At 69.0% G+C, this 16961-nt stretch carries 6 protein-coding genes; 2 read left to right on the forward strand and 4 right to left on the reverse strand.

Going from position 1 to position 16961, the window contains the following annotated elements; all coding sequences use genetic code 11:
• Window positions 1-27: 27 nt before the first annotated feature.
• Both NDR87_RS00095 and NDR87_RS00100 read left to right on the forward strand, forming a co-directional pair.
• Window positions 28-10545, forward strand: coding sequence for a non-ribosomal peptide synthetase (locus NDR87_RS00095; protein WP_251909436.1), 10518 nt, complete (start codon window positions 28-30; stop codon window positions 10543-10545).
• Entirely contained in the window at window positions 10542-12020 is a 1479-nt protein-coding gene (locus NDR87_RS00100; RefSeq protein WP_251909435.1) for a carboxylesterase family protein, read from the forward strand. The genes NDR87_RS00095 and NDR87_RS00100 overlap by 4 nt, the downstream gene beginning before the upstream one ends.
• A 2-nt stretch (window positions 12021-12022) precedes the next feature.
• On the opposite strand, the gene NDR87_RS00105 is transcribed toward NDR87_RS00100, so the two are convergent.
• The 4 genes from NDR87_RS00105 to NDR87_RS00120 form a co-directional block, all read right to left on the reverse strand.
• Complete coding sequence (locus tag NDR87_RS00105; protein ID WP_251909434.1) at window positions 12023-13192, reverse strand: NAD(P)/FAD-dependent oxidoreductase; 1170 nt, start codon at window positions 13190-13192, stop codon at window positions 12023-12025.
• Window positions 13182-14420, reverse strand: coding sequence for an FAD-dependent monooxygenase (locus tag NDR87_RS00110; RefSeq protein WP_251909433.1), 1239 nt, complete (start codon window positions 14418-14420; stop codon window positions 13182-13184). Before NDR87_RS00110 ends, NDR87_RS00105 begins: the two co-directional genes overlap by 11 nt.
• A 1-nt stretch (window position 14421) precedes the next feature.
• Window positions 14422-15942, reverse strand: coding sequence for an NAD(P)/FAD-dependent oxidoreductase (locus NDR87_RS00115; protein ID WP_251909432.1), 1521 nt, complete (start codon window positions 15940-15942; stop codon window positions 14422-14424).
• Window positions 15943-16048: 106 nt separating this feature from the next.
• Window positions 16049-16921 (reverse strand): alpha/beta fold hydrolase, encoded by an 873-nt coding sequence (locus NDR87_RS00120; protein WP_251909431.1) that lies wholly within the window; start codon window positions 16919-16921, stop codon window positions 16049-16051.
• Window positions 16922-16961 lie beyond the last annotated feature (40 nt).

A 16961-nucleotide genomic window follows, 5' to 3' on the forward strand; every position in this document is an offset into this window, starting at 1 on the left:
CTGTCGAAAGGACGGGGTGAGCCAGCCATGGACCAGCACCGATTCCCGCTGACCGATTACCAGCGCGACATCTGGTCCCAGGCGGCCCTGTTCCCGGGAGTCGGTGCCTATAACTCGGTGAATTCCCTGCGAATAGCGGGCGAGGTGGATCGGCAAATAATGGGCGAGTGCATTCGCGGGCTGTTCATCCGGCACGACGGCCTGCGGCTGCGGTTCGGATCGGAGAACGGCATCCCCTTCCAGTGGGTCGACGAGGAGTTCCCCGAGCTCCAATACCTCGATATGTCGGGCGAATCCGATCCTCGGTCCGCCTGCCTCACCTGGATGGAACGGACCGCCGCACGGCCGGTCGACTACGCCGACGGCGGCCCCCTGACCACGGTCTGGCTGGTGCGGGAGAGCGACCGATACCACTACCTGTTCATCAAGAGCCACCACCTGGTCGCCGACGGAATGGCCCTGACCACCTTCCTGCCGCAACTGCATCTCGATTACGTGGCTCGCGCCTCCACCGGCCGCCCGGCCGAACTGCCCGGCTCGTCGTACCGGCGGTTCGCCGAGGAGATCGGCCACTACCCCGGATCGGAGCCGTGGCGGGAGGATCTGCGGTTCTTCCGCGACCGACTGGCGGGCTACCGGCCGGTCGACGCGGATCGGGCCGCGGTGCCGCAGGACGGAACTCGGCTCGAGCACTACTCCTTCGCGCTCGATCGCGATCTCGTCACCCGTCTGCGGGATCGGCCGACGTCGCTGTATTCCCAGTTCCTGGCCGCGGTCGCCATCTACCTGGGGCGGCTGCGCCGCACCGATGACCTCGTGCTCGGAATCCCGTTCGCCAACCGGCAGTCCGAGGCCGAGTGGTCGACGATCGGCACCTTCGCCAACGCGCTGCCGCTGCGCATCGCGCTGGACGAGCGCGTCACACTCGGCGAATTGAGCCATCGCATCCAGGACGAGATCCAGGCGATGAAGGCACACGAGCGGATCAGCCTCGGCTCGCTGCTGCACCATCTGACCGACGCGGCCGGTCCTCGGCAACTGTTCGACGTGGCGGTTTCGAAGGTCCGCCTCCCGCAGGCGGGGGTCAGCGGGCGTACCGACGAGTACCGGATCTATCCCGCCGGTCATTCCCTCATCGGTCTGCAGATGTATCTGCGCGAGTACGGCCGGGGCGATATCACCGTCGAATTCGACTACTACTCCGACGTTTTCGACGACGAGCAACCGGTGCAGACCGTCGGACGACGGCTGGTGCACCTGCTGACCATGATCGTCGAGCATCCCGATCGCGAGCTGCGCCGCGTGGACCTGCTGTTCCCCGAGGAGAAGGCGGCGATCGCGCGGTGGAATGCCACCGCCCGGCCCTACGACCGCACCCTGACCCTCGGCGAAGCCTTCGTGCGCCAGGCCCGCCGCACCCCCGACGCCGTGGCCGTGGTCTCCACTCGCACGCTGAGCTACGGCGAGCTGGACGCCGAATCCGACGCACTGGCCGCAGTGCTGCGTTCCCGTGGCGTGCGCCGTGGTGACCGGGTCGCCGTCCTGCTGGAACGCGGTCCGGAACTGCTGGTCGCCATCTTCGCGGCGCTCAAATGCGGCGCCGCCTACGTGCCGATCGACCCGAATTATCCGCCCCGGCGAGTGGAATACCTGCTGTCGGACAGCGCCGCCACCGCCGTGCTGGCCCGCCGCGATCTACCGCTGGTCGCCGTGCGTCCGGAGCTGCCGTTCGTCTTCGTCGACGACCCGCTGCCGCGGTCGACGCCGGTCGTGCCGACGACCACGGGCGACGACCTGGCGTATGTCATCTACACCTCGGGATCGACCGGCCGCCCCAAAGGCGTGATGGTCGAGCATCATTCGGTGATCAACAGGTTGTCCTGGATGCAGCGGGCCTACCCGTTGGACGCCCGCGACGTCGTGCTGCAGAAGACTCCGATCTCCTTCGATGTATCGGTATGGGAGCTGTTCTGGTGGGCACTGGCCGGCGCCCGGGTCGCACTGCTCACACCGGGCGCGGAGCGTGATCCCGCGGAGTTGCTGGACGCCATTGCGGCGCAGGGCGTTACGGTGATGCACTTCGTGCCGTCGATGCTCGAACCGTTTCTGGACCTGTTGGAACGCGAGCCCGCGAGGCTGTCGCAGACGGCGTCGCTGCGGGTGGTGTTCAGCAGCGGCGAGGCCCTGCGGCGCGGGCTGGTCGACCGGTTCAACCGGATCTTCGCCCGTGCCGGCCACCGGACCGTGCGGCTGGTGAACCTCTACGGACCGACCGAGGCGACCGTCGATATCACCTGCTACGAGACACCGGCCGACCCCGCGGTTCCCACCGCGCGGGTCCCGATCGGATGGCCGATCGACAACATCGAGCTGCATGTGCTGGGACCCGCCGATCTGGAACAGCCCATCGGCATGCCGGGCGAGCTGATCGTGGTCGGTGCGGGGGTGGCCCGGGGATATCTGGATCGACCCGCGCTGACCGCCGAGAAGTTCCACGCCGACCCGTTCGATGCCGAAGGGGGCCGGGTGTACCGCACCGGTGATCTGGTGCGGCGGCTGGCAGACGGTTCGATCGAATATCTGGGCCGCATCGACGGTCAGGTCAAGGTCCGGGGCAACCGGGTCGAGCTCGGTGAGGTGGAGGACGCGCTGGTGTCGTTGGACGCCGTGCGCGGCGCCGCCGCGACCGTGATCGACGATCCGGTGCGCGGGTCGCAGCTGGTGGCCTTCTACGTCGCCGACGACCGGCTCGATCCACGGCAGCTGCGCGCCCACCTCGCGACCGTGCTGCCGCAGTTCATGATTCCCGCTCGCTTCGAGCGCATCGATCGAATCCCGTTGAGTCCCAGTGGCAAGACCGACCGCAAAGCGTTACCCGCACCGATCGGCGCGGGGAGTGTCGATGCCACCCGGGACGGCGTGGCCGCGGGCACCGAAACCGTTCTGGCCGAGGTGTTCTCGACCGTGCTCGGGGTCGATGCCGTGCGCGCCGACGACGACTTCTACGTTCTGGGCGGCGATTCGCTGCTGGTGCTGCAGGTGTGCGCGCTCGCGGGGCAGCGCGGCGTGCGGATCACTCCCCGCGATGTGGTCACCCATCCGACGGTCGCGCAGCTGGCCCGGGTCGCCGGACAGGGCGGTCCGGCCGACGACGCGGTCGCCCCGTTCGCGTTGGTCACCGACCGTGACCGCGCCCGGCTCTGGTTCGCCGCCGACGCCTATCCGCTGGCGCGGCTGCAGTCGGGAATGCTGTATCACAGCATCGAATCCGAATCCGCCACGCTTTATCACGACGTCTTCGAGTACACGATGCGGATGCCCTGGGACGAGCAGGCGTGGTTGCGGGCGGCGACCCGATTGGTGGAGCGGCACCCCGCCCTGCGCACCTCGTTCGACATCAGCGGATACAGCGAGCCGTTGCAGATCGTGCACCGGGAGGTGCCCGCCGCGGTCACGGTCACCGATCTGAGCGGCGTCGCCCCCGAATCGGCCGCGGCGGAGATCGCCGACTATGTCGACCGGCGGCGTCGCCACCCCTACCGGCTCGATGCCGCGCCGCTGTACGCGATTCGCGTCTTCCGCCTGCGCGACACCGTGAAACTGGTGTTCAGCTTCCATCACGCCATCCTCGACGGGTGGAGCGTGGCCATGCTGATCTCGCAACTGCTCGGCGATTACCTGAGCGAGAGCGGGCATCGCGTGGAGCGAGATGCCGAGCCGACCGACCTGCCCACCTACGCCGAATTCGTCCGCGCCGAGCGCCAAGCCCTGGCCGACCCGCGAATGCGCCAATTCTGGGCCGACGAACTGGCCGACAGTGCGGTGACCCGGATCTGGCCGCAGGATCGCGACGGTGTGGCCGAACGGGTTTCGCACACGTTGGCGGTCCCGCAGAGCGTAGCCGCGGCGGCACGTGCGCTCGCCGCCGCACAGCGGGTGCCGGTCAGTACCGTGTTGTTCACCGCGCACTGCCTGGCCTTGCAGGCGTTGTCGGGATCTCGTCGCGTCACCACCGGAGTGGTGACGCACAACCGACCGGCCCGACTCGGCGCCGAGCGGGTGGCGGGATTGTTCCTGAACACCATGCCGGTTCGCGTCGACCTGCCCGAGCCCGGGCCGAGCGGGCGCGACATCCTCACCATGGTGCGCGCCCGGGAACTCGCCCTCGACGCCTACCGCGGCTACCCACTGGCGGCCATCGAGCACGAGCACGGCTCGCCGGTCATCGCGACCGCGTTCAACTACGTCGATTTCCATATCGCCGAATCGCTCCTGAGCGCGACCGATCTCGACATCCTCGACGTGCGGTTCAACGAGCAGACCAACTTTCCGCTCATGGTCAACGTCGGCGTCAGCCCGGTGGACAAGACGATGTTCGTCCGTGTCGACGGCGATGGGATCCATGTCGCCGAGGCGATGGCCGAGGCGTTCGCGCACACCTACCTCGACATACTCCAGCGGCTGAGCGGCGATTCCGAACAACCGGTCGACCTCGCCTCGCTCACCACCCTGCCCGTCGCGGCCCCGGCACCCGTTACCGTGGTCGACACCGGTAGTCGGCAGGTCATCGGCACCCCCGCGCCCGCCGATGCCGAAGACGTACTGGCCCAAGTGTTCTCCGAGGTCCTGGGGGTCGCCGAGGTCGGGGTGCACGACGACTTCTATGTGCTGGGCGGGGACTCGCTGCTGGTGCTGAAGGCCTGTGCCCTGGCCGGGCGGCGCGGTCTGCGGATCACCGCCCGCGACGTGGCCACCCACCCCACGGTCGCGCGACTGGCGCGAGTCGCCCGGCCGGGCGACGCGAGCGATGCCGGGGTCGCTCCGTTCGCATTGCTCACCGAGGCCGACCGTGCCCGCCTGGAATCCGCCGCCGACGCCTACCCGCTGGCGCAGTTGCAGTGGGGAATGCTGTATCACAGCATCGAATCCGAATCCTCCACGCTGTACCACGACGTCTTCCGCTACACCCTGGGGTTGCCCTGGGACGAGCAGGCCTGGCTGCGTGCCGGGGCGCGGCTGACCCAGCGGCACCCCGCCTTGCGTACCTCCTTCAATGTCAACGGATTCAGCGAACCGCTGCAGATCGTGTATCCCGAGGTGCCGTTGGCCTGCACCGTGACGGATCTGTCCGCGGCGGACGCCGAGACGGCGGCCGCGCAGGTGGCCGACTACGAACGAGACCGTCGCCGGTACGCCTACCGACTCGATGCCGCACCGCTGTGGGCGCTTCGGGTTTTCCGGTTGCCGGACACCGTGGAACTGGTGTTCAGCTTCCATCACGCCATCCTCGACGGATGGAGCGTGGCGATGCTGATCTCACAACTGCTCGCCGACTATCTCCGCGAGACCGGCCACCGGGTGGACTGGGAGATCGAAACCGCCAATCTGCCCAGCTACGCCGAATTCGTTCGGGCGGAACGCCGGGCCCTGGCAGACGCCGACATGCGCCGATTCTGGGCCGAGGAATTGCACGACGCGCAGGCGACCACCCTCGACGGATCGGTGCCGAGCGGCAACGACGAGACCGGCGAACGCCTTTCGCGCACGGTGCCGGTTCCGCTGGCGGTGGCCAGGGCCGCGCGCGAATTCGCCGCGGCGGAGCGGTTTCCGGTGAGCACGGTGGTGTTCACCGCGCATTGCCTGGCATTGCGGGCGTGCACGGGTGCCGCGCACCTAACCACGGGCGTGGTGACCCATAATCGCCCGGCCAGGCTCGGCGCCGAGCAGGTTGCCGGACTGTTCCTGAACACCGTGCCGGTCCGGCTCGATCTGTCGCAGCCCGGCCGCAGCGGACGTGAGATCGTCGCCGCGGTGCGCGCCCAGGAGATCCGGCTCGATCCCTATCGGATTTATCCGCTGAGCGCCATCCAGCGCGAGCACGGCTCACCGGTGCTCGCCACTGCGTTCAACTACGTGAATTTCCATGTCGCCGAACCGCTTCTGGCCGACTCCGAGATCGAGGTCCTCGATGTGGCCGTGGCCGAACAGACCAACTTCCAGCTGATGGTGACCGTCGCCGTCGATCCGGTGGACGAATCGTGGACGCTGCGGATCGACGGTGACGCCGCCCATCTCACCGAGTCCGCGGCCGACGAGTTCGCCCGCGCCTACCTCGACGTACTCGATGTGCTGTGCAGCCGCCCGGAGCGGCCCGCCGACCGAATTTCCGCGCGGCGACCCCGCCCCCGACCCACCCCGCCCGCACGCGAGGGCGGCGCTCCTGCTCGGCGGGTTCCCGACACCGCGGCGGTCGTGCACGCCGAAGAGGTTTTGGCGCAGGTGTTCTCCGAGGTGCTGGGGGTGGACCGGATCGGGGTGCACGACGACTTCTACGTGCTGGGCGGGGATTCGCTGCTGGTGTTGAAGGTGTGCGGGCTGGCGGGCCGGCGCGGCCTGCAGATCACCGCTCGCGATGTGGCCACCCACCCGACGGTCGGCGAGCTGGCGCGCATCGCCCGGCAGGGAACGGCGTCGCAGGAATCGACCGCCCCGTTCGCGTTGGTGACCGGCATCGACCGCGCCCGGCTGGGGGACGTCGACGACGCCTACCCGCTCGCGCAGTTGCAGTGGGGGATGCTGTATCACAGCATCGAATCCGAATCCTCCACGCTGTACCACGACGTCTTCCGCTACATCCTGCGCCTGCCCTGGGACGAGCACGCCTGGCTGCGAGCCGGAGCCGCGCTCGTCCGGCGGCACCCCGCGCTGCGCACCTCCTTCGACGTCAGCGGTTTCAGCGAGCCGCTGCAGATCGTGCACCGCGAGGTGCGGCTCCCGTTCGCGACCACCGACGTGTCCGCGCTGGCCCCGGAGACCGCCGCGGCGCGGGTCGACGACTACATCCGGCAGCGGCGCGGCTTCGGCTATCGGTTCGACCAGGCGCCGCTGTTCGAGGTCCACGTCTTCCGGCTGCCCGACACCGTCGAGGTGATCGTGAGCTTCCACCACGCCATCCTCGACGGATGGAGCGTGGCCCTGCTGATCTCGCAGTTGCTGCAGGGCTACCTGAACGAAACCGGGCGCCTGGCGCTGCCGGGCGACAACGACGAGCGTGATCTGCCCACCTTCGCGGATTTCGTTCGCGCCGAACGGCAGGCCCTGGCGTCCTCGCAGATGCGCCGGTTCTGGCAGGAGGCCCTGCGCGATGCCGAGCCGACAGCGCTGGGCGCGATCGGCCTGGCCGACACCGACGGCGGTGCACGCATCACTCACCGCGTCTGGATCCCGGCCGCCGTCACCGAAGCGTGCCGCGTGCTGGCCGCGCAACAGCGCGTGCCGATCCGCACGATCCTGTTCGCCGTCCACTGCCTGACGCTGCACCTGTTCTCCGGAGCACCGCGGGTGACGACCGGCTTGGTGACACACAACCGCCCGGCCCGATTCGGCGCCGACCAGGTGGCCGGCCTGTTCCTCAACACGATCCCGGTACCCGTCGATCTGTCCGATCCGAACCGAACCTGGCGCGGGGTCGTCGACACGGTCCGCGCGAAGGAACTCGAGCTCGATCCCTATCGCGCCTACCCGCTCAGCGCCATCCAGCACGATCGGGGCGACACCGATGTCATCGTCACCGCATTCAACTTCGCGAACTTCCACATCGCCGGGGCGGTGGCGAAGGCCCCGGACATCGAGTTCTTCGACCTGCGGGTCGAGGAACAGACCAACTTCAGCCTGTTGCTCAACATCTACGAGAACCCGCTGAACAAGTCCCTGAGCATCCACATCGACGGCGACGGAATCCACGTCGACGCGCCGCTGGCAGAGGCGTTCGCGCACGCCTATCTGACCATCCTGCGGACGGCCGTCACCCACCCCGACGACGCGATCGACTTTGCCGCACTTCGGCCGTCGCAACCGCTCACCCGGCCGCGATCCGGCGCTCCGATGCATGTCGTCGACGCCGTGCAGACCCAGGCTTGCCGCACACCCGACGCACCGGCGGTGATCCACGGCACCCGTCGGGTGTCCTATCGGGAGCTGTGGCAGCGGGCGCAGGGCATCGCCCTCGCGCTGTCGGACCGCGGCATCGGTCCCGGCGCCCGAATCGGAGTGGCCTTGTCGCAGCGCCCGGAGCGGATCGCCGCCGTGCTGGGGATCGCGGCGGCCGGCGCCGCGGTGGTGCCGTTGGACACCGGCCAACCGGCTGTCCGACTGCGCGGCATGATCGAGGACGCCGCCCCGGCCTTGATCGTGATCGACGGCGATCCGATCGAGGCGATCCCGGCCGAGCGCGCGGTACGCATCGGGGAATTGTTGGACGGATCCGGCGGACGCCGCGCACCGGGCGCGCCGCGGCGCCTGGAACAGACCGCCTACGTGTTGTTCACCTCGGGGTCGACCGGCCGCCCGAAGGCCGTCACGATGCCACATCGCGGGCTGGCGAATCTCGTTGCCTGGCAACTGTCCACCCCCTCCGGCCGCATCGGTGAACGGGCGCCGCACACGGTGCAGCTGGCGCCGCTGACATTCGATGTCGCGTTTCAGGAGATCTTCGCCACGCTGTGCGGTGGCGGGACGCTGCAGCTGGCCGAGGAGGAGCTGCGCACCGATGCGCGGGCGCTGGTGCGCCTGCTCGACGCGGCCTCCGTCGAGCGCGTATTCCTGCCCTACGTCGCCTTGCAACAACTCGCGCAGGTCGCGGTCGAAACCGGCCGGTATCCGCGGCACCTGTCGCGGGTGGTGTCCTCGGGCGAGCAGCTGCGAATCACGGCGCAGATCAAAGACTTTCTCGCCGCGCTGCCCGAACTGCTGCTGGTGGAGAATCAGTACGGGCCCACCGAAACCCACGTGGCGACCTACCACAGCCTCACCGCTCAGCCGCGGGAGTTCCCGCTGCTGCCGCCGATCGGCGTGCCGATCGGCGGGGCGGAAGTCCATGTGCTGGATGCTCGGCTGTGTCCGGTTCCCGAGCGGGCTCTCGGTGAAATCTACCTGGGCGGCGCATGTCTGGCCGACGGCTACGAGCATCGTCCGGGCCTGACCGCGCAACGCTTCGTCGCCGATCCCCAAGGTGACGCGGGCTCCCGGTTGTATCGCACCGGTGATCTCGGCCGCCGCCAGCCCGGCGGAATCGTGGTCTGCGAGGGCCGTGCCGACGATCAGGTCAAGGTGCGGGGCTTCCGCGTCGAACCGGCCGAGGTGGAAGCCGCGATCCTCGCTGCCGTCCCCGCCGTTCGGGAGGCCGCCGTGCTCGCCCGGACCGGTTCCGGGTCCAGCGCCGACACCGTGCTGGCCGCCTATCTGGTCGGTGACCCGGCCGCCGCCGAGATCGACGACATCCGTCGGCGGGTCGCGGCCGTCGTGCCCGGCTACGAGGTTCCCGCCCACGTCGAGTGGGTGGACGCCATCCCGCGCACGCCCTCGGGCAAGCGCGCCGATGCGGTGCTGCGCGGGCTCCCGCTGCACCCCGCGACGCGGACCACGACGGCGGTGTCGCCCCGCGACGAACTCGAAGGCGAGTTGGTCGACCTGGTCGCCGATATCCTCGGCACCGACACCATCGGAATCGAGGACAGCTTCTTCGACCTCGGCGGGACCTCGCTCAGTGCCACCCGGCTCGTGCTCGCCGTGGAACGGCGCTACGGCACCGAGGTCTCGATGTCGGCGTTCACCGCCGCGCCGACCGTCGCCGCCCTCGCCGATCTGCTCCGCGGCACGTCCGAGGGGGCGACATCCGATCCGCTCGTGGCGATCAAACCCTCCGGCGACAAGAGTCCGCTGTTCCTCGTACACCCCCTGGGCGGCACGGTCTCCTGCTATCTGCCGCTGGCGCGGCACCTGCCCGCCGATCAACCGCTCTACGGCCTGCAGGCCGCGGGGATCGACGCGGGAACGACTCCGCTGCACACGATTCCGGACATCGCCGCCAGTTACCTCGGCGCGATCCGGCGCGTCCAACCCGAGGGCCCCTATCGCATCGGCGGCTGGTCCCTCGGCGGACTGATCGCCTTCGAGATGCTGCGGCAGCTGGAGGCCGTCGGTCAGCAGGTGGCCACGGTCGTCCTGCTGGACGCGATGATCGGCCGGGTGGACGCGCCCGCCGACACGCTGGGGCTGGCCACGCATCAGCTGTTCCTGTGGGAACTGCTGCGCGGTGACCGAGCGGTGGAGGCGCCGGTTCCGGCCATTCCCGCGACGCTGCGGACGGACGACGAAGTGCTGCAATTCATTCTGGATCAGGCCGTGGCCGAGGGCGTCGTTCCGCAGGGCTCCTCCCTCGGGCTGATCCGCAGGCTGTTCGCCGTCTTCCGCGCCACCTGGCAGGCCACCGTCGACTACCGGCCCCAGCGGACCGACCACGATCTGACGTTGCTGCGCGCCGCCGAACCCCTGCCCGAGATCCTGCGGCCCGTACACGACGGCGTCGGCAGCCGCTACGGCGACGCCACCAATGGCTGGGATGCGTTGACCACCGGCAAGATCGACGTGGTGAGCGTCCCCGGCAATCACCTGACCCTGATGGACGAACCGTTCGTCGGGCAGGTCGCCGAAACCCTGACGAAGGTCCTGCATCTCGACGATCAGGCGGAAAGGATCATGCGATGAGCCGCATACCGGCAACGACCGCGAACCTGGTCGTGGACACTCAGGACGGTCCGGTGGAAGGCGTCCTCGATCGGGGTGTCTCGGCGTGGTTGGGCATTCCTTACGCGCAGCCTCCGGTCGGCGACCTGCGCCTGCGTCCACCGCTGCCGCCGTCGCCGTGGCGAGAGGTGCGCTCGGCCAAGGCATTCGGGCCCATCTCGTGGCAGCTGTCGCTGGGGCCGGGTGTCGAGATCCCCGGCATCGTCCGGCCCGATGCCACCGAATCCGAGGACTGCCTGTACGTCAACGTGTGGTCGCCCGCCGCCGATGGACGTCGCCGCCCGGTGCTGGTCTGGTTCCACGCGGGCGGAAATATGCTCGGGGCCGGGGTCGGTGGATACGACCTGGGCATGTACGCGCGCACTCACGGGCTGGTCGTCGTGTCGTTCAATTTTCGCCTGGGCCCCTGGGGATTCCTGCATCTGGCCGGTATCGACGACGAGTTCGCCGATACCGTGAATCTGGCGGTCCGTGACCACGTGGCGGTCCTGCGCTGGGTGCGGCACAACATCGCCGGGTTCGGTGGCGACTCCGACAACGTGACCCTGTTCGGATTGTCGTCGGGAGCGATGAACGCGGCGACGCTGCTCGGTGTGCCCGACGCCCAGGGCCTGTTCCACAAGGCGGCCCTCTACAGCGGCCGGGCGGATCTGGCATTGGATCCGGACATCGTGGCCCCGAGTACCCGTCGGTTCGCCGATGCCGTGGCAGAGACCGAGGGAACTCCGGTTCGGTGGCGCTCGGTTCCCAATGTGGCACTGCGCCGCGCCCACAGCACGCTGCGCGACCGCTTCGGCAGCCACAACTTCTACGACGTGATCGACGGAGACATCGTCCCCCGCCCGGTACTCGACAGTATGGCGGCGGGCAGCGGCCGGAACATCCCCCTGCTGGTCTCCGTGACCGCCGACGAGGGCAATATCCTTCCGCTGCTGATGCAGGGCAAAGAAATTCCGGTGCTGGACAACGTGCGCCCGGACCGGGTGGAGCAGGTGCTGGCACTGCGCGCCGAGTATCGCGAGGCGATCGCCGACGTCACCCTCGCCGACGCCACACTGGCCGGTGACCTCAACTACTACGGCCCGGCGCTGCGCATGATCGAGGCGCACAACCGCGGCGGTGGCACGGCCTGGCTACAGGTCTACGGCTATGTGGCCGCCACCGCGATGGTTCCCGCGCTCGGCGCGATCCACGGCAGCGATATGCAGAGCCTGTTCCTGACCGAGGAGACCGCGCGCACCCCCGCCGATTTCGCCGCCGCCCAGGTGCATCAGGAGACCCTGGTCACCTTCGCCGGCAACTCGATTCCGGCCAGCAGCAAGGAAAGTCGCTGGGACCCCTACACCGATGACAATCGCAGGGCGCTGCGGATCGACGCCACCGCCCGCACCGAGGATTTCGTGGTCCGCCCGGCGGCGCTGGCCGATCTGTCCTGACGTCAACCGATCGACGCGGGCAATGTCATCATCGACCGCATGGCGTTCGCCTGAACGCGGGTGGGCACCAGATGCGTGGTGACGGCGCGGGCGAAGCGCAGCATCGGGCGTGACGCCTGCTCGAGATCGGACATCTGGCGGGCGCGCTCGACCGCGCGGCGGGTCCGGTCGCGACGCCGATTCTCGTACTCGCGCAGTCCCTGTGCCGGGTCGGCGGCCGCGGCCAGGCTGCGGGCGAGGACGACGGCGTCCTCGATGGTCATGGCCGCGCCCTGCCCGGTGTTGGACAGCATCGCGTGCACCGCGTCGCCGAGCAGTGTCACCGGTCCGATGCCCCAGCGATCGCGCACGGCCCGGTCCTCCATCGGCACCACGGCGATCGACTCCTCCGGGGTCACGCGGATCACCTGCTGGACCTCGTCGGCCCAGCCCTCGTACGCGCGTCGAATCTGGTCCTTGCCGCCGGACCAGTCGCGGGCGGCCGCGCGGGGCATATCCTTTGTGGCCCACCAGAACGCGCGCCCGCCGCCGATGCCGTGCAATCCGAAGCGCTGCCCCGCGCCCAGGTAGTGGTTGCTCGCGCCGGTGGCGAAGTGCGGATGTTCGAAGGCGACGATCGACAGCCAGCAGATGTGGCCCGCGTAGCGGGTCGGTTCCGGACCGGCCAGCTGGCGGCGTACCACGGAGTTGATGCCGTCGGCACCGATGAGGGCATCGCCCTCGGCTCGCCGACCGTCGGCGAACTCGACCGTCACGCGGGCGGATCTGTCGTCGATGCGGTAGCCGGTCGCCCTCGCGTCCTCGGTGAGGGGGATGCCCTCGGCCTCCTTCAGCAACAGCTGCCGCAGGTCGGCTTTGCTGGTGAGCATGCTCGTCACGCCCAACCGGGCGTGGATCTCGCCCAGCGGCATCCGCTTCAGCGTCCGCCCGCGAAAGGTCATGAAACGATACGACTCCCACGGCGCCTCCCGGTCGCTCGGCGCGAGCTCGATACCCAGGGTGCGCAGCGCCGCGACCCCGTTGGCGGTCAGGGTGATGCCGTAGTTGGGTGTCGTGTCCGCGGCGTCGTAGACCTCGACGCCGATGCCCGCGCGGCGCAGGGCGATGGCGGTGGTGAGTCCGCCGATGCCCGCGCCGACCACGATCACTGTTCTGCGCGCGTCAGCAGTCATCTCGTTTTCCTGTCGGGTTGGGGCTGAGGTGGGCGAAGGGAGCGGCCGATCCGGGCGACGGGTCGGGGAATGCCAAGGGCGCGCGCAAGGATCGAACCAGCTGCCGGTGCGGTAGGAGCCGAACGGCGGTGTCGCGCAGGGCCGCCCGCAGCCGCGTCGGCCCCTGTTCGAAGCGGGAGACGCGGTGCGCGAGCGCGACCATATCGCGCACGCGGTCCCGGCGGGCGTCCTCGTATCGGCGCAGGCCGGTAGCCGGATCCGTGCTCGCGGCGAGGCTGCGTGCGAGCACGACCGCATCCTCGATCGCCATGCACGCGCCCTGCCCGAGGCTGGACAGCATGGGATGGGCGGCGTCGCCGAGCAGCGTGACCGGGCCCGCGCCCCAGTTCTCGAGAAAGGGGCGGTCGGTTTCCGGGACCCCGAGGATCGCGTCCGCGGGGGTGGTATCGATGACGGCGCGCACCTCCTCGGGCCAGTCGGCGAAGGTGCGCACGATCCGATCCTTGTCCGGCTTCCAGGTCCGGTCGGTCGGCTCCGGTATTTCCTCGGTGCCCCACCAATAAGCGCGTCCGCCCCCGATGTCGATGATGCCGAAGCGTTTTCCCTTGGCCCAGTAGTGGTTTGCCGAACCGGGCGGGAACCGGGGATGTGCGAAGGGCGCCAGCGCCAGCCAGGCGACGTAGCCGCCATAACGTTCCTCGTCGTGGGGGCCGACGAGCCCGCGGCGGATGGCGGAGCGGACACCGTCCGCGCCGACGAGCGCATCTCCCTCGGCGCTTCGGCCGTCCGCGAAGCGCACGCGAACCGGGCCCGAATCCGAGGCCGTCTCGAATCCGGTGGCGGCAGAGCCGAGATGAAGTGGGATGCCGGCCGCCGCATCCAACAGTGCCCGCTGCAGATCGGGTCTGCCGATCTGCACCGTGGCGTCGGGCAGCGCCGCCATCGCCTCGGCGATCGGCAGCGAACGTAGCAGTGTGCCGCCGGAGGTGAAGATCCGATAGGTCTCGAGGGTCCGGCCGCGCTCGGCCAGCCGCAGGTCGAGGCCGATGCTCCGCAATGCGCTGATGGCGTTGGCGCCCACCGAAAGACCGAAACCCACTGGCTTCAGCTCGGTTGCGCGCTCGTAGATCTCGACATCGATTCCGAGCTTGTTCAGCGAGATCGCGGCGGCCAGCCCGCCGATGCCCGCGCCGATCACGATCACCCGCGGGGGCGAGGTCGGTGCCATGTCAGTCTCCGATCGGCTCGGGGACGACGGCGATTCCGGGCGACCCGCTCGGGATTTGCGAACCCTCGGCATAGGTGATCCGGTAATCCTCGAAGCGCACCCGCCGCAGCCGCAGCCACATGTCGGTGACCGAGCCGGGCCAGGCCAGCACGCGGCCGGTGACGGGGTCCTGCAGATAGTTCGCGCAACTGCCGCCGCGGCTCATGAAGCCGAGACTGGTGATGCTCCATGCCCGTTCGAGGAACCGGCGTTGGGCCTCGCGCCGCACCTCGATGGTTCGCAGGTCGTGGTCGCGGAACGCGCGGGCGATGGTGGTGAGATAGCGGGTCTGGAAGTCGATGTTGAGCAGCAGCGAGGTGTGCGTGGTCTGGCCGTACGGCCCGAGGATGAAGAAGAGGTTCGGAAAGCCCGAGACACACAGCCCCATATAGGTTTCCACCCCCTGTGGCCCGCAGGTGTCGGCGAGGGTGATCCCGTCGCGCCCGGTGATCGGCAGGCGGCGGAACGCGTCGCCCACCGCGAATCCGGTGCTCCACACCACGGCGTCGACCTCGCGTTCGGTTCCATCCGCGGCGATGGCGGTGTGCGCGGTGAGCCGCGCCAGCGCGCTGGGGATGACCTCCACATCGGGTCTGGTCAGGGCCGGAAGGTACTCGTTGGTGTTGGGTGTGCGCTTGCACCCGAATCGGTATGTCGGCGTCACCATTTCGCGCAGGTGCGGATCTGTGATCTCCTTGTTCCGCAGGGCGGCCGCCTGCCTTTCCATCAGACGGCAGAAGAAGTCGTATTTCTGGGCGAGGTGCGCCATATGGGTGACGGCGACGACGAGGAATCGCAGGAGCCGGTAGAACCCGGGCAGATATTTCAACGCCAGGCGCAGCGTCCCGGTGACCGCGACATCGGCGGTCTTCGGCATGATGTAGGGCGCCGACCGCTGGAAGACGTACAGCTGGGCCGCGCGTTCGGCCAGTGCCGGCACGATCTCCACCGCGCTGGACCCGGTGCCGACGACGGCGATGCGCTTGCCGGTCGGGTCGAAGTCGTCGTCCCACTGGCGGGAATGCAATTGCGTGCCGGAGAACAGATCTCGGCCCGGCAGAGCGGGAATGCGCGGCTGGTGCAGCGGCCCGAATCCGCCGAAGACCAGATCGGCCTCGAACCGGCGGCCGTCGGCGGCGGTGAGCCGCCAACGGGCCGTGGTCTCGTCGAAGGTGAAATCCACGATCTCGGTGTCGAACCGGAAGTGTCGCTCCAGATCGAATCTGCGGGCCAATTCGTGTTGATACGCCAGGATCTCGGGCTGGGTGGCGTAGATCCGGCTCCAATCGCGCTTTTCGTACGCGGACAGCGAATAGAGTACGGACGGAATATCGGCCGCACAGCCGGGGTAGTGGTTCTGCAACCAGGTGCCCCCGAGGTCGCGGTCCTTCTCGAAGATGACCAGGTCCGAGAAACCGGCCCGCTTGAGTCGAATGGCCATGCCCAGGCCCGAGAATCCCGCCCCGATCACAGCGATGCTCACCGATCTGGTCACTCCACTTGCCTCCGGCGTCGCGGTGTCTGGGGGAGTTCCTCTTCGACGAGAGTAGCAAATAGTTAGTTACAGACGAGCCGAACCGTATGACGCATCACATCGGTGGTGGGTCGACCGTTCTTCGGAAAGCACCGTTCTTCAGAAAGCGCAGTACCGCGGTGGCGAATTCCTCGGGCCGGTCGAGTGGTATGCAGGTGCCCGAATCTTCGACCTCGACGAGCTCGGCGCGGGGGAAGGACGCCGCGAGGCGCGGGCCGTGGTCGCGCGGCATCAGGCGGTCCTGACTCGCCCAGACGACCAGGACCGGGCCGGTGAAGTGTTCGGCCGCCGCCGCCCAACGGGCCTTGTCGGCCGGGGAGTAGGTCGCACGCAGCACCTTGGCCAGGTCGCGCCGGATCGCGGGATCGGTGAACCGCAGCAGCCACCGATCGGCCAGATCGGCGGGGAGTGGGTGGGCGACGGTGGCGTCACCGGCGGCGTATCGCCGACGGAACCGGCTGCCGCGCAGGGCGGTACCCAGCGCGGTGAGGAGTCCGGGTAGGCGCGCGGCGCGGGCGAACAGGCGTGCGGGAACCCCGGGGGGATAGTTGTCGAAGGCTTCGCACGCCGACAGCACGAGCCGCCCGAGCCGGTCGCCGTGGCCGTCGGCGAGCATGATCTGTGCGGCGCCCCAATGGTTCTGGATCAGCGTCACGTCGCTCACCTCGAGGGCGTCGAGGAATTCGCCGACCAGAGCGGCGAGCCCGGCGACGGACAGGTCGGCATCGGGGTGCATCGGCAGGCGGTGTGCGCCCAGAGGCATGGTCGGGCGGATGCAGCGGTAGGCGCCGTCGAGCCGGGCGACGACCTCGCGCCAGACCTCGGCGTCCTTCATCGCGCCGTGCAGGAACACCAGGGGTGGGCCGTCGCCGGAGTCGAGGTATTCGATCGGACCGGCCGACAGTTCGACGAGACGGGTCTCGGTCACTGGCACGCCTCCGGTTCCGTCTTGTTGAGCAGACATTCCC

The organism is Nocardia sp. CDC159, from assembly GCF_023740735.1.
Lineage (GTDB): Bacteria > Actinomycetota > Actinomycetes > Mycobacteriales > Mycobacteriaceae > Nocardia > Nocardia pulmonis.

What these genes read in the sequence shown, in the direction of transcription:
- NDR87_RS00100 (WP_251909435.1), top strand. Translation starts at nt 10,542, where the DNA reads ATGAGCCGCATACCGGCAACGACCGCGAACCTGGTCGTGGACACTCAG.
- NDR87_RS00095 (WP_251909436.1), top strand. Translation starts at nt 28, where the DNA reads ATGGACCAGCACCGATTCCCGCTGACCGATTACCAGCGCGACATCTGG.
- NDR87_RS00105 (WP_251909434.1), bottom strand. Translation starts at nt 13,192, where the DNA reads ATGACTGCTGACGCGCGCAGAACAGTGATCGTGGTCGGCGCGGGCATC.
- NDR87_RS00110 (WP_251909433.1), bottom strand. Translation starts at nt 14,420, where the DNA reads ATGGCACCGACCTCGCCCCCGCGGGTGATCGTGATCGGCGCGGGCATC.